At 65.7% G+C, this 17,980-nt stretch carries 17 protein-coding genes; 9 read left to right on the forward strand and 8 right to left on the reverse strand.

Annotated features, from left to right (window positions below):
* Nucleotides 1–22 precede the first annotated feature (22 nt).
* The 3 genes from ACTZWT_RS09450 to ACTZWT_RS09460 form a co-directional block, all read right to left on the reverse strand.
* Nucleotides 23–1,231: a cytochrome P450 gene (locus ACTZWT_RS09450; RefSeq protein WP_444769419.1), complete on the reverse strand. Its 1,209-nt coding sequence runs from the start codon at nt 1,229–1,231 to the stop codon at nt 23–25.
* A 63-nt stretch (nt 1,232–1,294) separates the two neighbouring features.
* Nucleotides 1,295–1,504: a ferredoxin gene (locus ACTZWT_RS09455; protein ID WP_011442509.1), complete on the reverse strand. Its 210-nt coding sequence runs from the start codon at nt 1,502–1,504 to the stop codon at nt 1,295–1,297.
* 101 nt (nt 1,505–1,605) lie between these two features.
* The gene (locus ACTZWT_RS09460) at nt 1,606–3,039 is read right to left on the reverse strand and encodes an amidase (protein ID WP_444769420.1); all 1,434 of its coding nucleotides are present in this window, start codon (nt 3,037–3,039) and stop codon (nt 1,606–1,608) included.
* A 135-nt stretch (nt 3,040–3,174) separates the two neighbouring features.
* Here ACTZWT_RS09460 and ACTZWT_RS09465 point away from each other — a divergent pair, with 135 nt between their 5' ends.
* Nucleotides 3,175–4,281, forward strand: a complete 1,107-nt coding sequence (locus tag ACTZWT_RS09465) for an SbmA/BacA-like family transporter (protein WP_444769421.1) — start codon at nt 3,175–3,177, stop codon at nt 4,279–4,281.
* Between the two features lie 10 nt (nt 4,282–4,291).
* Here the strand turns inward: ACTZWT_RS09465 and ACTZWT_RS09470 are convergent, their stop codons facing one another.
* Nucleotides 4,292–5,668: a GH1 family beta-glucosidase gene (locus ACTZWT_RS09470; RefSeq protein WP_444769422.1), complete on the reverse strand. Its 1,377-nt coding sequence runs from the start codon at nt 5,666–5,668 to the stop codon at nt 4,292–4,294.
* A gap of 301 nt (nt 5,669–5,969) precedes the next feature.
* Here ACTZWT_RS09470 and ACTZWT_RS09475 point away from each other — a divergent pair, with 301 nt between their 5' ends.
* A complete protein-coding gene (locus ACTZWT_RS09475) occupies nt 5,970–7,046 on the forward strand; it encodes a tartrate dehydrogenase (RefSeq protein WP_444769423.1) in 1,077 nt (358 codons plus the stop codon).
* 12 nt (nt 7,047–7,058) lie between these two features.
* On the opposite strand, the gene ACTZWT_RS09480 is transcribed toward ACTZWT_RS09475, so the two are convergent.
* The 4 genes from ACTZWT_RS09480 to ACTZWT_RS09495 form a co-directional block, all read right to left on the reverse strand.
* Nucleotides 7,059–7,868, reverse strand: a complete 810-nt coding sequence (locus ACTZWT_RS09480; RefSeq protein WP_444769424.1) for a hypothetical protein — start codon at nt 7,866–7,868, stop codon at nt 7,059–7,061.
* A 137-nt stretch (nt 7,869–8,005) separates the two neighbouring features.
* On the reverse strand, nt 8,006–8,920 hold the full coding sequence (locus ACTZWT_RS09485; RefSeq protein WP_444769425.1) for an NAD(P)-dependent oxidoreductase: 915 nt from the start codon (nt 8,918–8,920) through the stop codon (nt 8,006–8,008).
* A 25-nt stretch (nt 8,921–8,945) separates the two neighbouring features.
* Nucleotides 8,946–10,193 carry a Zn-dependent hydrolase gene (locus tag ACTZWT_RS09490; RefSeq protein ID WP_444769426.1) on the reverse strand — a complete coding sequence of 416 codons (1,248 nt, stop codon included), beginning with the start codon at nt 10,191–10,193 and terminating at the stop codon, nt 8,946–8,948.
* 70 nt (nt 10,194–10,263) lie between these two features.
* Entirely contained in the window at nt 10,264–11,214 is a 951-nt protein-coding gene (locus ACTZWT_RS09495) for a LysR family transcriptional regulator (RefSeq protein ID WP_444769427.1), read from the reverse strand.
* Between the two features lie 117 nt (nt 11,215–11,331).
* On the opposite strand from ACTZWT_RS09495, the gene ACTZWT_RS09500 reads away from it, so the two are divergent.
* The 7 genes from ACTZWT_RS09500 to otnI all read left to right on the forward strand — a co-directional run bounded on the left by ACTZWT_RS09500 (nt 11,332) and on the right by otnI (nt 17,841).
* Nucleotides 11,332–12,150 carry a putative hydro-lyase gene (locus ACTZWT_RS09500; RefSeq protein WP_444769428.1) on the forward strand — a complete coding sequence of 273 codons (819 nt, stop codon included), beginning with the start codon at nt 11,332–11,334 and terminating at the stop codon, nt 12,148–12,150.
* 54 nt (nt 12,151–12,204) lie between these two features.
* The gene (locus ACTZWT_RS09505; RefSeq protein WP_444769429.1) at nt 12,205–13,455 is read left to right on the forward strand and encodes an ABC transporter substrate-binding protein; all 1,251 of its coding nucleotides are present in this window, start codon (nt 12,205–12,207) and stop codon (nt 13,453–13,455) included.
* A 141-nt stretch (nt 13,456–13,596) separates the two neighbouring features.
* On the forward strand, nt 13,597–14,475 hold the full coding sequence (locus ACTZWT_RS09510; protein WP_444769430.1) for a branched-chain amino acid ABC transporter permease: 879 nt from the start codon (nt 13,597–13,599) through the stop codon (nt 14,473–14,475).
* The gene (locus ACTZWT_RS09515; protein WP_444769431.1) at nt 14,475–15,461 is read left to right on the forward strand and encodes a branched-chain amino acid ABC transporter permease; all 987 of its coding nucleotides are present in this window, start codon (nt 14,475–14,477) and stop codon (nt 15,459–15,461) included. The genes ACTZWT_RS09510 and ACTZWT_RS09515 overlap by 1 nt, the downstream gene beginning before the upstream one ends.
* Nucleotides 15,458–16,192: an ABC transporter ATP-binding protein gene (locus tag ACTZWT_RS09520; RefSeq protein WP_444769432.1), complete on the forward strand. Its 735-nt coding sequence runs from the start codon at nt 15,458–15,460 to the stop codon at nt 16,190–16,192. The genes ACTZWT_RS09515 and ACTZWT_RS09520 overlap by 4 nt, the downstream gene beginning before the upstream one ends.
* Nucleotides 16,176–16,880 (forward strand): ABC transporter ATP-binding protein, encoded by a 705-nt coding sequence (locus tag ACTZWT_RS09525; RefSeq protein ID WP_444769433.1) that lies wholly within the window; start codon nt 16,176–16,178, stop codon nt 16,878–16,880. The genes ACTZWT_RS09520 and ACTZWT_RS09525 overlap by 17 nt, the downstream gene beginning before the upstream one ends.
* 187 nt (nt 16,881–17,067) lie before the next feature.
* Complete coding sequence (otnI, locus tag ACTZWT_RS09530) at nt 17,068–17,841, forward strand: 2-oxo-tetronate isomerase (protein ID WP_444769434.1); 774 nt, start codon at nt 17,068–17,070, stop codon at nt 17,839–17,841.
* Nucleotides 17,842–17,980: the final 139 nt, after the last annotated feature.

A 17,980-nucleotide genomic window follows, 5' to 3' on the forward strand; every position in this document is an offset into this window, starting at 1 on the left:
GCCGACGTCACGGTGTTCTATATCACGCCGATCGGCCCGGTCGACCGAACAGCAGCGGGAGTTGCCGGGGCCCCCGCACCGTCCCCTCCGACCACCGCACCGGCTCGGTCGGATCGAGCGTGAATTCCGGAATCCGCTTCAGCCATTCCTCGATCGCGACCGTCATCTCCATTCGCGCCAGGTTGGAGCCGACGCAGCGATGGATGCCGAGCCCGAACGCGACATGCGGGTTTTCCTTGCGATCGATCTTGACCCGATCGGCCTCGGGAAAGACATCGGGATCGCGGTTGGCGGCGGGGAACGACAGCAACACCATGTTGCCGGGCTTGACCGGGCAGCCGGCGATCGTGGTCTCCTTCATCACCTCGCGCGCCATCGTCACCGGCGCATAGGCGCGAAGGAATTCCTCGATCGCGGTCGGCATCAGTTCCGGTTCGGCGATCAGCCGCGCGCGATCCTCGGGATGCGCCGCCAGATGCCACAGCGCTGCGCCGATCGCGCTCCACGTCGTGTCGATGCCGGCGATCAGCAGCAGCCGCAGCGAGCCGAGCACATGGATATCGGACAGCGGCTGGCCGTCGGCGTCGCGCGCATTCATCAGCGTGGTGATCAGATCGTCGCTCGGCTTGTTCTTGCGCGCCGCGATGTGGCCGGCGAAGTACACGCTCATCTCCTGCAGCGCCTTCATCAGTGTCGCGTCGTCGTGGATGCCGAGTTCGAGGACCTCGTGAATCCACTGGATGAACTGGTCGCTGTCGGTCTCCGGAATGCCGAGCATATGGCAGATCGTCTTGACCGGGATGTGCTTGTTGTAGGCCTTCGCGGCGTCGCAGCGGCCGTCCGCGATGAAGCCGTCGATCAGTTCGTTGCAGATCGAGCGAACCCGCGGCTCGAGCCTGGCGACCGCGTCGGGCGTGAACGGCGGCAGCAGCAGGCGCTTGGCCGGCTTGTGTTCCGGCGGGTCGGACGTGATCGGCGGCGACGACTGCACCGGCTCGGGCCGGCTGTTGCGGACGATGATGCGGCGCGACGAGAAATGATCGGTGTCGTAGGAGATCTCCTTCACCGCCGCGAAGGTGGTCGGCATATAGACGCCCAGGAAGCGGTCGGTGTGAACGACCGGGCTCGCAGCACGCAGTTCGTCCCAGATCGGATAGGGGTTCTCGGTCCAGCGCGGGTCGGTGTGGTCGAAGTCGCGGGCCCAATCGGTCACAGGCGCTCGCTCGGTCATTGCGCGTTCTCCCTCCGGTTTTCGTAGGCGTCACGGTCTGCGCCGCGACTTGAATGAACGAGGTCAGTCTTCTGTGATGTCGATCGCGTTTTCCGGGCAGTTGGATTTTGCCAGCCACGCCTTGTCGATCAGGTCGGCCGGCACGACGCCGTCGCCTTTTTCGTGAGCGTTGCCGTAGTCGTCGAGATCGAACAATTCGGGCGCCAGCGCCTTGCAGCGCGCATGGCCCTGGCACTTGTCCTGATCGACATGGATGGTGAGCATTTCGGACATGCGGCGTTTCCTCGTCGTCCGCCTTGGCGGCGGATCTGTGAGTATCGTGACGCGCCGAGACTAGCACAGCGCGTCACGTCCGCCAGTGTCCCGTGAGCGGCTCAGAGGCTCGCGGGAGCAGGCCGCGGATCGATCGGCGTGCTGCCGCGCAGGCCGAGAACGTCTTCGAGCAATGCGGCGCCGGCGAGCAGGCCGGCCTCGTTGCGCGGCCGTGCGATCATCTGCAGTCCGACCGGCAGGCCGGTCGACGTGAAGCCGCAGGGCAGCGACAGCGCCGGGCAGCACACCAGCGTGATCGCGTAGACGATGCCGAGCCATTCGACGTAGTTGTCGAATTTGTGGCCGTTGCATTCGGCGAGGTAGCGCTGCTCGACCGGGAACGGCGCGGTGATCGTCGCCGGGCACAGCAGCAGATCGTAGGTCTCGAAGAACGTGATGGTGCGCGCCGCCATCGCCACGCGCTGGGCTTCGGCCCGGGCGAGATCGTCGACGCTGAGCGCGAGGCCCTGCTCGATGTTCCAGATCACTTCCGGCTTCAGCAGGTCGCGCTTGGTGCGCAGCAACTCGGCCTTGCTGATCGCGAAGTCGAAGGCGCGCAGCACGTGGAAGCACTCGTGCGCCTCGGAGAGATCGGGCTGCGCCTGTTCGACGATCACACCGGCCTCGGCGAAGCGTTCGGCCGCCTTGCGGGTGATCGCGGCGACTTCCGGATCGACCGGCGTGATGCCGAGATCGGGCGAGAAGGCCACGCGCAGCGGCCTGGCGCGCGACCGCGCCGCGGTGAGGAACGACGAGGCGGGCGAGGGCAGCGACAGCGGATCGGCGGCGTGCTCGCCGCTCATCGCGTCGAGCAACAGCGCGACGTCCTCGACATTGCGTGCCATCGGGCCCTGCACGCCGAGATTACGGTCGATCTTCGCCGCCGGCGTGTGCGCGACACGGCCGAAGCTCGGCCGCAGGCCGACCACGCCGCAGAAGCTCGCCGGGTTGCGCAGCGAGCCGCCCATGTCCGAGCCGTGCGCGAGCCACGCGGTGCCGCTCGCGAGCGCAGCGGCGGCACCGCCGGATGAACCCGCGGCCGATCGCGACAGATCCCACGGATTGCGCGTCGCCCCGAACACCTCGTTGAAGGTGTTGGCGCCGGCGCCGAATTCCGGGGTGTTGGATTTGGCGTAGACCACGCCGCCACTGGCTTCGAGGTGCTCGACCATCAGGTCGGAGCGGGTCGGAACGTGGTCCTTGAAGATCGGCGACCCCTGGGTCGTCAGCACGCCTTCGACCGCGGTGAGGTCCTTGATCGGCACCGGCAGGCCGGCGAGCACGCCGCGCTCGGATTGCGGCTTCTTCATCAACTCGGCTGCATGGCGGCGGGCGCGATCGAAGCACAGCGTCGGCAACGCATTGACCGCGCCGTCGACCTCGGAGATCCGCCGCTCCAGCGCGTCGAGCAGATCGAGCGGCGTGACCTCGCCGCTTCGGAGTTGGTCGACGATCCTGCAGGCCGTCGCCTGAATCAGCTCGTGGTGTGCCGCCATCCTGTGGTCTCTCCTGACTTGATCGGCCGGCCATGCGGGTGCAAGGCAGGGCGGGCGCGTGACGCCATCCGACTACGACGCATTGGGTAGCCCGACCTGCTTTTCAAGTCACCGGTTCGGGCCTTATATCGCGCCATGGGTCTCTTCTCACATAACGACTCGAACGGCCACAACCTGTCCGGGTTCTGGCAATTGTCGCACCGGTTCTGGCTCAGCGGCACGCCCCGGGTGACCGGCCTGATCGCCTTGCTGATCACCGTCGTGCTGGCCCAACTGACCGTGCAATTCTATCTCAACCTGTGGAATCGGCACTTCTTCGATGCGCTGGAGCGGCGCGACGGGGCCGAACTCTGGACTCAAACTTTCGTGTTTCTGGCCTTGGCCTGTACCAGCATTTGCCTGGCCGCGACCTCGGTGTGGGCGCGGATGACCGGGCAGCGCCATTGGCGCGAATCCATGACCCGTTCCATCCTGGCAAAATGGTCGCTCAAGCGCCACGACGAGCCGATGGACGGCCATGATCATGGCGCCGAGAATCCCGAATATCGCCTGGCCGAGGATGTCCGCGTCGCCACCGATGCGCCGGTCGACCTGATCCTCGCCTTCCTGTCCTCGGTGCTGACCGCCCTGACGTTCTTCAGCGTGCTGTGGAGCGTCGGCGGCAGCATCGTCGTCAGTCCGTTCGGCTCTCGCATGGAGATTCCGGGTTATCTGGTGCTCGGCGTGATCGGCTATTCGACGCTGATGACCGCGCTGATGCTGTGGTTCGGACGCCGGATGACCAGCATCAGCGAGCAGCGCAATCAGAACGAGGCCGAGTTCCGCGCCGCCGCCGAGGTGCTGCGCGGCTGCCATCCGGCGACCGAGGCGGACGAAGCGGGGTGGATGGCGAGGCTCGAGCGACGCCTCCAGGCGGTGCTGCGATCGTGGCGCGATCTATGCTGGCAACTGGTCGACATGACGCTGGTGTCGCACGGCAACTTCCTGTTCGCGCCTGTGGTGGCGTATTTCCTGTGCTTTCCGAAATATCTCAGCGGCGCGATGTCGCTCGGCGAGGTGACGCAGAGCGCGGCCGCGTTCGTCACGGTGCAGGGCGCGGTGAACTGGCTGGTCGACAACTATCAGCGGCTGGCGGACTGGCGCTCATCGGCCAACCGCGTCGCGGCGCTGCTGGCCGCGATCGACAGAATGCCGGATGATAGCCCCGCGCCGGTGGAAGCAGCCGAGCCGTTGCCGCGCTGAGCGCGGGCGCTTAAGTTGTCGTCCCGCCGCGGGCCTGGCGAATGACGTCGGCGTACCAGCGGAACGACGATTTCGGAATTCGTCGCTGCGTCGCGTAGTCGACATAAATGAGGCCGAAGCGGACCTTGTAGCCCGACTCCCATTCGAAATTGTCGAGCAGCGACCAGACGAAATAGCCGCGCACATCGGCGCCCGCGGCGATCGCCGCATCGAGGCCGGAGATGTAGTCGCGCAGAAAGGCGATGCGGCCGGGATCTATCACCGCGCCGGTATCGTCGGGTTTCTCGATGTTGCTGCCGTAGCCGTTCTCGGTGACGTAGACCGGCTTGCCGTAGCGGCGGCTGACTTCGATCAGCGTGTCGCGGAAGGCGGCGGGCTCGATGGTCCAGTCGATCGGCGTGCGCGGGATGTCGTCGGGCTTGGCGCCCCAGCCGAGACCGATGATCGCGTCGGGGGCGGAGTTGATATAGACCGGGCTGTAATGATTAAGCCCGAACCAGTCGAGCGGGCGATGAATCCGCTCCATGTCGCCCGCCCGGACGTGCGGCGCGATGGCGTCACGGATCAGCGAGGGATACTCGCCGAGATATTGCGGATCGGCGAACGCCCGGTTCCAGTAATCGCCGATCAGCGCGGCTTCCGCGATGTCCTCGGGCTTGTCGGTCGACGGATAGATCGGCTGATAGTTGGTGACCAGCCCGATGTCGGCGTTCGCGACGGTCTGGCGCAGCACATCGACTGCCGCGCCGTGGGCGAGATTGACGTGGTGGATCCAGCGATGCAGCTTGTCGTCGGCGCTGCGGTCACGGGTGCCGAAAGAGCGGGCGAACAGGCTGAAGATGCCGGGTTCGTTGAAGGTGACGAAGCGCTTGACGCGGCGGCCGTAGCGTTGGCCGATCAGCCGGGCGTAGTCGGCGAACCAGTCGACGATGTCGCGATTGAGCCAGCCGCCGCGATCTTCGAGCGCCTGCGGCAGATCCCAGTGATACAGACACAGCCACGGCTGGATTCCGGCGGCCTCGAGCTCGTCGATCAGCCGGTCGTAGAAGGCGAGGCCGGCCTCGTTCACCGCGCCGGTGCCTTGCGGCAGCACGCGCGGCCACGCCACCGAGAAGCGATAGGCCTGCAGGCCGAGCGCCTTCATCAGCGCGACGTCTTCCCTGTAGCGATGATAGTGGTCGCAGGCGACGTCGCCGGTGTCGTTGTTGGCGACGTGTCCGGTGCGGCAATAGGTGTCCCAGACGCTTTGACCGCGTCCATCCTCGTTGGCCGCGCCCTCGATCTGAAAGCTCGCCGTCGACGCGCCCCAGATGAAGTCGGGCCTGACGTGGGTCAGTGATGGAAGACCCGGCATCGGCTCGTTGGCGGGCGGTGCGAGCTTGTCCATGGCCTTCGTCTCCGGATTGGCGGCTTTTGTGTTCTGATACGCCGCGCCTTCGGGCGATGCGCTTGCGCTGGATCAAAACGCGACCTTGTGCCGCCGCGGCGATGGCTCTCGCGGCGAGCCGGGGCCCAGCACGTTACGACGTGGCCATCGATGGCGTCATGGCTGCTCTGCGCAAGCGCCGGGTCCACGCTCGCAGGGTTGGATGTGTGCGGTGCAGCGTTGATCGCCGGCGGCGTTTGGTCCACATGCTTGTGCTCTGCTCGGTTTTCGAGATCGGCGCACTCACGCGATGGACCAGGACATGAAGAAGAAGGACGAATACCGGATCGCGGTCATCCCCGGCGACGGCATCGGCAAGGAGGTGATGCCGGAAGGGCTTCGTGCGCTCGAAGCCGCCGCGAAAAAACATCGCGTCAAGCTGAGATTCGATCATTTCGACTTCGCCAGCTACGACTACTATGAAAAGCACGGCCAGATGATGCCGGACGACTGGAAGGACAAGATCGGCAGCCACGACGCGATCTTCTTCGGCGCGGTCGGCTGGCCGGAGAAGATCCCGGATCACATCTCGCTGTGGGGATCGCTGATCAAGTTCCGCCGCGAGTTCGATCAATACGTCAATCTGCGCCCGGTGCGGCTGATGCCGGGCGTGCCGTCGCCGCTCGCCGGACGCAAGCCGGGCGACATCGATTTCTGGGTGGTGCGCGAGAACACCGAGGGCGAGTATTCATCGGTCGGAGGCCGGATGTTTCCCGACACCGAGCGCGAATTCGTCACCCAGCAGACGGTCATGACGCGAACCGGCGTCGACCGCATCCTGAAATTCGCCTTCGAGCTGGCGCAGTCGCGGCCGAAGCGGCATTTGACGTCGGCGACCAAGTCGAACGGCATTTCGATCACCATGCCGTATTGGGACGAGCGGGTCGAGGCGATGGCCAAGGCCTATCCCGACGTGAAGTGGGACAAGTATCACATCGACATTCTCACCGCGCATTTCGTGCTGCATCCGGACTGGTTCGACGTCGTCGTCGGCTCCAATCTGTTCGGCGACATTCTGTCCGATCTCGGTCCGGCCTGCACCGGCACGATCGGCATCGCGCCGTCGGGCAACATCAATCCGGACGGTGATTTCCCGAGCGTGTTCGAGCCGGTGCACGGTTCGGCGCCGGATATCGCAGGGCAGGGCGTTGCCAATCCGATCGGGATGATCTGGTCCGGCGCGATGATGCTCGAGCACCTCGGCGAGAAGAACGCCGCCGATGCGATCGTCAGGGCGATCGAGCGCACGCTGGCGGAGGGCACGCTGCGCACCCGCGATCTCGGTGGTCAGGCCGACACGACGGCTTGCGGCAAAGCTGTGGCGGAGATGGTGGAGTAGGGACGTGCGCTGCTAACGCCGGATGGCGTTGACCGGTCTCTGGCTACGTCGGCCGACCGGGGTGGACGGCTTGCAGATCGTCCGCCGACGGAGCAGCGGCCTTCGCCGCTGCGGTTTGCGACGGCGGATCGCGATCGGATGGTCCGGCTTGCGGCTCGGCAATTGTGGCTGTGGCTGCTTGGACCTGTCGCGCGCAGGACGCTTCGTCCGCTTCGGGTCGGGGCGCCGGCCGATGGGACGCTGCTTCAGCACCACCGGCTTGCGTAGTTCGCGTGCGCGGACGACGAGCACGCGGCTGGTCGCGGCGGGGATGATCGGCGGCGCAACGATCGCGGAAAGGACCGTGGTCGCCGGCGCGGCGAGCGCCGACGTCGGCGGCGCAATGGCTGGAGCGGTCTCGATCAGCACGCCATGTGCGCCGGCATCGGGAATTCGCACCCCACGGGGTGGTGGCGTCCGGGTTCCGCGCAGGATTTCGGAGACGTAGAACGCGGCGATCAGCAGGGCGACGCCGTAGACGATGTCCGCCCTGAACATCAATCCCGCGCCGGTCACTGCGAGTGCGACCGTCGCCGCCTTCAGCAGCTTGTCGCCGTCTCCGAACAATGTGTCGAGCCACATCCAGTTGCCGCGTCGCCAAATCGGCGGCAGGAGCTTGATGTCCAGCGCGTTGCGAGCTGCCGCGAAGCCGATGTCGCGTGCTGCGAGGAGATACCAGGCGATCCCGAATGCCAGCAGGAAGGCTACCGTTCCGCCCAGTCCGGCGGCCGAGCCGACGATGATCACGAGCCCGACGGCACAAGCCGCAAACCAGTCCTTCATGTGCACCTCCTCTGCTGACGCGGAAGTGTCGCATGCGGATGGTCGATCCGGCCTTGATCCGGATCACGGCCCGTGAGCAGCGCGCCGCGCGAATCCTGGTAGCTAATTGCCGCCCCCGGGTCGCGGGAGCTTGTTAGCTACTCCACTGACGCGATCCGCCGGCAATGGGCGAGCGATGCGGCGATCAGGTTGTCACTCGCCTCCGGCGTGCGGAATGCGGAGTGGGCCGACAGCGTGACGTTGGGCAGCGTCGCCAGCGGATGATCGGCGGGCAACGGTTCGATCTCGAACACGTCGAGCGCGGCGTGGCGCAGATGGCCGGATCGCAGTGCATCGATCATCGCCGCCTCATCGGTGAGGCCGGCGCGCGCGGTGTTGACCAGGATCGCGCCGGGCCGCATCGCGGCGATGCGCTCGCGCGACAGGAAACCGCGGGTTTCGTCGTCGAGCAGCAGGTGTAACGAGACGACGTGGCTGTCGCGCAGCAGCGTTTCGATGTCGACGAAAGTCACGCCGGGCGTCGGCTTCGGCGTGCGATTCCAGGCGATCACCTTCATGCCGGAGCCATGCGCGATCCGCGCGACCTCGGCGCCGATGCCGCCGAATCCGATCAGGCCGAGGGTCTTGCCGGTGAGCTGCATGCCGTCCTCGCGCATCCATTGGCCGGCGCGCATCTCGCGGTCCATCAGCGCGAGGTTTCGCGCGGCCGCCCACATCAGCGCGATGGTCGCCTCGGCAACGGCCGTATCGCCATAGCCGCGGATCAGATGCACCGTGATGCCGAGTTCGGCCAATTCCTCGATGTTCATGTAGCTGCGTGCGCCGGTGCCGAGAAACACCACGTGCTTCAGGCCGGCGCATTGCCGCGCGATCGCGGTCGGCAGGTAAGTGTGATCGATGATCGCGATCTCGGCGCCGGCGAGCACGCCGGGCAATTCCTCCGGCGTCACGTCGGGATCGCGATGGATCACCATTGGCGGATCGTCCGGCAGGGCCTGAGCTTCCATGATCATCGCCAGCGTTTCGCTGGCGTCGACGAACACCGCGTGCATGTGTCTCTCCGATCCGGTCGCCGTGTTACTTCGCGACGCCCGCGAGCGACAGCACCGTGTGCAGCAGCACGTTGGCGCCGGAGGCGCAGTCGGTCTGCGTCGCGTCCTCGAGCTCGTTGTGGCTGACGCCGTCCTTGCACGGCACGAAAATCATCGCCGTCGGCACCTTGGCGTTGAGATTGCAAGCGTCGTGGCCGGCGCCCGAGGTGATGCGGCGGCTGGCGTAGCCGAGCGCGTTCGCCGCGCTCTCGACCGCGCCGACCAGCGTTTTGTCGAAATGCGTCGGCTCCTTGCGCCAGACCAGATCGAGCGCGACCTCGACCTTGCGCTTCGCCGCGATTCCGGCCGCCGCGGCGCGGATGCGCTCGTCGAGCTGCGCGAGGATCGCCGCGTCGGCGCTGCGCGCATCGATGGTGAAGGCGATCTCGCCGGGGATGACGTTGCGCGAGGGCGAGGCGATCACGGCTTCGCCGACGGTGCCCACCGCGTTGCCGAGTTCGACCGCGATGGCTTCGATCGCCAGCACGATTTCCGACAGCGTCGCCAACGCGTCGCGGCGAAGGTTCATCGGCGTCGAGCCGGCGTGGCTCTCGAAGCCGGTGATCTTGCCGTCGTACCACAGCACGCCCTGGCCGTTCTCGACCACGCCGATGGTCTTGCCTTCGGCTTCGAGGATCGGGCCCTGTTCGATGTGCAGTTCGAGGAAGCCGCTGAACGGCTGCGCGCCGACCGGCCGGTCGCCGCGATAGCCGATGCTGTCTAGCGCCTCGGCGACGCTGATGCCGGCGGCATCCTTGCGGCCGAGGATGTCGTCGACCGTGAAGTCGCCGACGAAGGCGGCCGATCCCATCATCGCCGGGGCGTAGCGCGAGCCTTCCTCGTTGGTCCAGTTGGTGACGCAGAGCGGCAGCTCGGTTTCGATGCCGGCGTCGTTCAGGGTGCGGATCACTTCGAGCGCGGCGAGGGTGCCGAGGATGCCGTCGAACTTGCCGCCGGTCGGCTGGGTGTCGAGATGCGAGCCGAGCCCGAGCGGCGGCTTCGACATGTCGCGGCCGCGGCGCAGCGCGAACATGTTGCCGAGCCCGTCGACCTGCACCTCGAGGCCGGCCTTTTCGCAGGCGGTTCGAAACCAGTCGCGGACCTGCTTGTCCTCCGGCCCGAGCGTCAGCCGTCGCACGCCGCCCTTCGGCGTGGCGCCGAATTGCGCGGTGGTGTGGATGGTCTCCCACAGCCGCGAGGAATCGATCTGCAGGTTCGAGGCAGGCTTGGTCATGCGATCTCCGGACGAGCGGCGCGCAACGGCGCGAGAAAGGACCCGAGAGTTCAACGCCGGGCGCCGCGCGTCAACCTGCCACTGGCTCTTCCGCCGGCAGAATGTCTGGGGCCAGATTGGACGCCTCCGGCATGAAGCCGCCGGAGTGAGCGATCTCGGCGGCGAGTTCGGCGACGCGTTCGATCGCTATCGTGTCGGGCGAGGCGAGCCAGCTCGCCGAGAACCGCAGCGGCGAAATCTTCAGATCGGTCTGCAGCAATTGCAGCCGGCCGTCGGCGAGTTCGTCCTCGACGATCGCGGTCGGAATCACAGCCACACCGAGACCCTGGATCGCCATGTGAATGACGGTGCCGAGCGATGCCGAGGCGTGCAGCCGGATCGGCGGCAGTTCCGGCTTGTTGAACAGCGAGCGCACGATCTCATAAGGCTGAGTCTTGCGCGGGAAGGTGATGATCGGAAACCTGGCGAGATCGTTCACATTCAGCGGTCCGGTGCCGAGCCCGAGCGACGGGCTCGCCAGGAAGCCGATCGCGTAGTCGCACAGCACGCGGCTGCGCACCGTCGACGCCGTCATCGGGCCGAGCAGGAACGCCAGTTCGATCTCCTGCGCCAGCAGCCGCGCGCGCAGATTCGGGGTGATGTCGACCTCGATCTCCAGCGACAGGTTCGGATACAGCCGGTTCACCCGCTCGATCAGCCGCGGCAGCCATGTGTGCACGATGGTTTCGGCGACGCCGAGCCGCAACACGCCGCGCATGCTCGATTGATCGCCCACCGCCGCCAGCATCTCGGTGCGGAGCCCGATCAGCTTCTCGGCGTAGAGCATCAGTTGCCGTCCGCTCGGAGTCGGCGACGCCATGCGATGGTCCCGCTGCAGCAGCCGGACGCCGAGCTCGCGTTCGAGTTGAGCGATCCGTTGCGAAATCGCCGGCTGGGTGGTGTTGAGTTTTTGCGCCGCGCCGCGAAAGCTGCCGAGCGTGACGACCCACAGGAAGGTTTCGAGCGCCTTGAAGTCAACCATCCGGCGACTCCTCTTCAAGAGATAACAGGAATTTATCATTTCTGATCAGAAACAAAGATTAGACATTATATTAGGCTTGCGCTCCATTGCTGTCGAGAGACTAGGCAGGGCGAAAGAATGACTGTTTTTACGGCAAATCAGCAGTTCGACGCCGGCGACCGGGCACTCGCCTCGCACCAGGCCCGGCTCGCCTGCCGCGCCGGACAGGCCGACACCACGGCGGGTATCGCGCCGGGTTTCGTCCAGGGCAATCTCGCCATCCTGCCTGAGAAATTCGCCGCCGCCTTTCATCGCTTCTGCCAGCTCAATCCGAAGCCGTGCCCGATCATCGGCATGTCCGATGTCGGCAACCCGATGATCCCCGCGCTCGGCGTCGATCTCGACATCCGCACCGATCTGCCGCGCTACCGGGTGTGGCGCGACGGCGAGGTGATCGAGGAGCCGACCGACGTGATGGCGCATTGGCGCGACGATCTGGTGACTTTCGTGATCGGCTGCTCGTTTTCGTTCGAGGAAGCGCTGCTGGCGGACGACATCGCGATCCGGCACATCGATTGCAAGGTGCGGGTTCCGATGTATCGCACCAACATCCCATGCGCGCCGGCCGGTCCGTTCGCGGGGCCGATGGTGGTGTCGATGCGCCCGATGAAGCCCAAGGACGCGATCCGCGCCGTGCAGATTACTTCGCGCTTTCCGTCGGTCCACGGCGCGCCGGTGCATATCGGCCTGCCGCAGTCGATCGGCATCGCCGACATCGCCAAACCCGACTACGGCGATCCGGTGCCGATCGCGGACGACGAATTGCCGGTGTTCTGGGCCTGCGGCGTCACCCCGCAGGCGGTCATCGCAGCGGCGAAGGTGCCGTTCGCCATCACCCACGCGCCCGGATTGATGCTTGTCACCGACCTGAAGAACAAGCACCTTGCGGTGCTCTGAGGCCCACTGATTTCGATCCCTTGACCATCAGCGCTGGTAGCAAAGGAATAAGCCATGAAGATCAATCGCCGTCATCTCGTGATCGGAGGCGCCGCCAGCGCCGCGGTGCTACCGTTCGGAACGGCCGCGCGCGCGCAGGCCAAGGAAGTCGTGATCGGTGTGATCTATCCGTTGTCCGGCGCCAGCGCCCAGATCGGCGTCGACGCCCAGAAGGCGTTTCAGACTGCAGCCGAACTGATCAACAACAAATATGATTACGACCTGCCGCTGGCGCGCGACGAGGGCCTGCCCGGGCTCGGCGGCGCCAAGGTGCGCCTCGTCTTCGCCGACCACCAGGCCGATCCGCAGAAGGGCCGCGCCGAGGCCGAGCGCCTGATCACGCAGGAAAAGGTCAGCGCCATCGTCGGCACGTATCAGAGCGCGGTCGCCGTCACCGTGAGCCAGATCTGCGAGCGCTATCAGGTGCCGTTCCTGTCGGCCGACAATTCGTCGCCGAGCCTGCATCGCCGCGGCCTCAAATACTATTTCCGCGCCGCGCCGCACGACGAGATGTTCTCGCAGGCGATGTTCGATTTCTTCGATGCGCTGAAGAAGAAGGGCCAGAAGATCGAGACGCTGGCACTGTTCCACGAGGACACCATTTTCGGCACCGATTCGGCGAACGCCCAGCTCAAGCTCGCCAAGGATCGCGGCTACAAGGTCGTCGCCGACATCAAGTACCGCGCCAATTCGCCGTCGCTGACCGCCGAGGTGCAGCAGCTCAAGGCCGCCGACGCCGACGTGCTGATGCCGTCGAGCTACACCACCGACGCTATTCTTCTGATCCGCACCATGGGTGAACTCGGCTACAAGGCCAAGAACATCGTCGCGCAGGACGCCGGCTTCTCCGAGAAGGCGCTGTACGACGCGGTCGGCGACAAGATCCCGGGCGTGATCTCGCGCGGCTCGTTCTCGCTCGATCTCGCCGCCAAGCGGCCGATGGTCGGCAAGATCAACGAGATGTACAAGGCCAACTCCGGCAAGGACTTCAACGACTACTCGTCGCGGCAATTCATGGGCCTGATCGTGATGGCCGACGCCATCAACCGCGCCAAATCGACCGACGGCGAGAAGATCCGCGAGGCGCTGGTCGCGACCGACATGCCGGGCGAAAAGACCATCATGCCGTGGAAGCAGGTGAAGTTCGACGCCGAAGGCCAGAACACCTTCGCCGACCCGGTGCTGCTGCAATATGTCGGCGGCAAGTTCGTCACCATCTTCCCGGAGCAGGCCGCGGTCGCCGAGGCGATCTGGCCGATGCCGTAGGCGACGGCTCGCCGCCGTTCGCCGTCATTGCGAGCGCAGCGAAGCAATCCAGAAGCTCCGAGTACGGCGCCGCTGGATTGCTTCGTCGCTTCGCTCCTCGCAATGACGGCAGCCCGCTTCTTCTTGTTCAGGAGCATTTATTTGACCACCGCAACCATCATCCAGTCCCTGGCCAGCGGCCTGCTGATGGGGCTGCTGTACGGCCTGGTCGCAGTCGGACTCGCGCTGATCTTCGGCCTGATGGACGTCACCAATTTCGCCCACGGCGAATTCCTGATGCTGGCGATGTACATCTCGTTCTTCCTGTTCGCGTTCTTCGCGATCGACCCGTTGCTCTCCGCGCCGCTGGTCGGTGCGGCGATGTTCGTCTTCGGGGCGGTGGCCTACCTGTTTGTCATCCGCTTCGCGATGCGGGCGAAAGCCAATATCGGCATGGTGCAGATCTTCACCACCTTCGGCCTCGCGATCCTGATGCGGGGTCTGGCGCAGTATTTCTTCACGCCGGACTATCGCAGCATCAACGTCTCCTGGCTCGGCGGCAAGACGATCTCGTTCGGCGGCATCTTCCTGCCGGTGCCGCAGCTGGTCGGCGCGCTGGTGTCGCTGGCGGCGTTCGGCGCGCTGTACTTCTTCATCAAGAAGACCGATTTCGGCCGCGCGCTGGAGGCGACCCGCGAGGACGCCGGCGCCGTGGCGCTGGTCGGCATCGACAAGAACCGGGTGTTCGCGCTCGGCTGGGGGCTCGGCTCGGCGCTGGTCGGCCTCGCCGGCGCGGTGATGGCGATGTTCTTCTACATCTATCCCGACGTCGGCGCCTCGTTCGCGCTGATAGCCTATGTCACCGTGGCGCTGGGCGGCTTCGGCAGCGTGTTCGGCGCCTTCGCCGGCGGCATCATCGTCGGCCTCGTCGAGGCCACCACCGCGCTGATCATGCCGCCGTCGCTGAAAGCGGTCGGCATCTACGCCGTCTATTTGCTCGTCGTCTTCATTCGGCCCCGTGGCCTGTTCGGATCGATCTGATGGACCAGGCACACGCCCAACGCCGCCGCCGCGATCTCATCGTCGCCGCCGTGCTCGCCTGTATCGCGGCGCTGGTGCCGCTGTTCGTCAAGGACGTCTACGTCCAGAACATCATGGTGCTCACCCTGATGTATGCGGCGCTGTCGCAGGCCTGGAACATCCTCGGCGGCTATTGCGGCCAGATCTCGCTGGGCCACGCATTGTATTTCGGGCTCGGCGCCTACACCACGGCGCTGCTGTTCACCAAATTCGGCGTGCTGCCGTGGTTCGGGATGCTCGGCGGCGGCCTGATTTCCGCTGTGATCGCGCTGGCACTCGGCTATCCGACGTTCCGCCTGCGCGGCCATTACTTCGTCATCGCCACCATCGTGATCGCCGAAATCGGCTTCCTGCTGTTCCACAATTGGGACTGGGCGGGCGCCGCGCTCGGCATCGACATCCCGGTGCGCGGCGACAGCTGGGCCAAATTCCAGTTCACCCGCAGCAAGCTGCCCTACTACTATTTCGCGCTGGTGTTCTGCTGTGTCGCCTGGCTGGTGACGTGGTGGCTGGAGAACTCGAAATGGGGCTATTGGTGGCGCGCGGTGAAGGACAATCCGGAAGCCGCTGAAAGCCTCGGCGTGGTGGTGTTCAACTCCAAGATGGGCGCCGCCGCGGTGTCCGCCTTCCTCACCGCGATCGGCGGCGCCTTCTACGCGATGTTCGTGTCCTACATCGATCCGGAAAGCGTGATGACGTTCCAGTTCTCGCTGCTGATGGCGTTGCCGGCGGTGCTCGGCGGCATCGGCACGCTGTGGGGCCCGGTGCTCGGCGCGGTGATCCTGATCCCGCTGACCGAACTGACGCGCTCCTTCATCGGCGGCTCCGGACGGGGCGTCGATCTCATTCTCTACGGCACCGTGATCGTGCTGATCTCGCTGGCGCGGCCGGAGGGCCTGATCGGACTGTTCTCGCGGCGGCCCGCCTCGAAGGGAGCGCCGCAATGACCGCGCCTCTGCTGGAAACCCGCGGCGTGTGGCAACGTTTCGGTGGCCTGATCGCCAACAGCGACGTGTCGATCTCGGTCGGCCGCGGCGAGATCGTCGGGCTGATCGGCCCGAACGGCGCCGGCAAGTCGACGCTGTTCAACCTGATCGCCGGCGTGCTGCCGCCGACGCAGGGCTCGATCATCTTCGACGGCGAGGACGTGACGAAGCTTCCGGCCACGGCGCGTTGCGCGCGCGGCATCGCCCGCACCTTCCAGGTGGTGAAGAGTTTCGAGTCGATGACGGTGATTGACAACGTCATCGTCGGCGCCCTGATCCGCACCACGGTGATGCGCGAGGCCCGTCGCAAGGCGCACGAGGTGCTGGCCTTCTGCGGCCTCGACGCGCGCGCCGACATTCTGGCGAACCAGCTGATCCCGTCCGAGAAACGCCGCCTCGAAGTCGCGCGCGCGCTGGCCACCGAGCCGAAGCTGCTGCTGCTCGACGAGGTGCTGACCGGGCTGACGCCGACCGAAGCGCAGACCGGCGTCGAGCTGGTCCGTCGCGTCCGCGACACCGGCGTCACCGTGCTGATGGTCGAACACGTCATGGAAATCGTGATGCCGCTGGTCGATCGCGCCATCGTGCTCGATCTCGGCAAGGTGCTGGTCGAAGGCAAGCCGGCCGACGTCGTGCGCGATCCGAAAGTCATCACTGCCTATCTCGGGGATCGCCATGCTGTCGGTGCGTGAGGTCACCACCGCCTATAAGGGGCTGGTCGCGATTTCGCAGGTTTCGATCGAGGTCGAAAAGGGCGAGATCGTCTGCGTCGCCGGCGCCAACGGCGCGGGCAAGTCGACATTGCTGAAATCGATCGCCGGTGCCGAGCGCCCGCGCTCCGGCCAGGTGTCGTTCGACGGCGAGCGCATCGACGGGACGCCCCAGCATCTCATCACTGCGCGCGGCATCGCTTATGTGCCGGAGAACCGCAGGCTGTTTCCGCGGCTGTCAGTGCACGACAATCTGCGGCTCGGCAGCTATCTGTTCCGCGGCAAGCCGGACCGCGAGCAGCCGCTCGAGTTCGTCTTCAGCCTGTTCCCGCGGCTGCAGGAGCGGCTCGAGCAGCGCGCCGAAACCTTGAGCGGAGGCGAGCAACAGATGCTGGCGATCGGCCGCGCCTTGATGACGCGGCCGCGGCTCTTGATGCTCGACGAGCCGTCGCAGGGCATCATGCCGAAGCTGGTCAGCGAGATCTTCCAGTCGGTGAAGAAGATCCGCGACGCCGGCATGACCGTGCTGATCGTCGAGCAGCGCATGGCCGAATGCCTCGAAATCGCCGACCGCGCCTACATCCTGCAGACGGGCAGGGTGCTGATGCAGGGCAAGTCCGCGGAGTTGATGGACAATCCGGATGTCCGCAAGGCGTATCTGGGCCTTTAGCTGAGTTGCTGCGGGTTTTACCTCCGAGCTGAGTCTCCATCTCTCCGCGTCATTGCGAGGAGCAGAGCGACGAGCAATCCAGAAGTCCCGTGCATCTGGTCCTGGATTGCTTCGCTGCGCTTGCAATGACGGCTGCTGCAATTCATCGTATCTCTTGAGCCTCCAAGGATGCCGAGGGACGCTCAACATGCCGCGCTTTGCTGCCAATCTCAGCCTGATGTTCACCGAGCACGCCTTTCTCGACCGCTTCGATGCGGCGCGGGCGGCGGGTTTCGATGCGGTCGAGTTTCAATTTCCCTACGAGTTCGAGCCTGCCGCCATCGCCGAGCGGCTGCAGCGCAATCACCTCACGCAGGCACTGTTCAATCTGCCGCCCGGTGACTGGGCGGCCGGCGAAAAGGGGATTGCGGCGCGGCCGGAGAAGTTCGCAGAGCTCCAGCAGAGCTTGCACACCGCGCTGCCCTATGCGCTGGCAACCGGCGCGAAACGCGTGCATCTGATGGCCGGGATCGCAGATCGTCACGACGGCGAAGCGGCGCTGGCGTTTCGCAGATCACTCGCGGTGGCGGCGCATTTTTTCGCGCCGCACGGCATCGATGTGCTGATCGAGCCGCTCAACACGCGCGACGTGCCGGGCTATTTTCTCGGCGATTTCGCCCTCGCCCGTGACCTGATCGGCGAATTGCAGATCCCGAACCTGAAGCTGCAGTTCGACATCTATCACTGCCAGATCCTGCACGGCGACGTCACAATGCGGCTGCGCGAGATGATGCCGATCATCGGCCACATCCAGATCGCCAGCGTGCCGTCGCGCAACGAGCCGGACGGCGAGGAACTGAACTATCCCTTCCTGTTCGACGAACTGGACCGGCTCGGCTATGCCGGCTTCGTCGGCGCCGAATATCGGCCGCGCGGGCCGACGCTGGACGGACTCGGCTGGTTCGCGCCCTACGCTGCCTGAACTCGAAGCCGTCGTTGTGTCGCGACGTGGAATTCGAGCCTGATCACGCAAGATCGCCGGTCCGCCGAACTTCACGTTTCGGCGACCCGCCGCCGCGCTGACGCATCCGCGAGTTCCCTCGGTTTCCACGCTCCGCTCT

It is taken from the genome of Rhodopseudomonas sp. NSM (assembly GCF_052445935.1).
In the GTDB taxonomy this organism is placed as follows: Bacteria; Pseudomonadota; Alphaproteobacteria; order Rhizobiales; family Xanthobacteraceae; genus Rhodopseudomonas.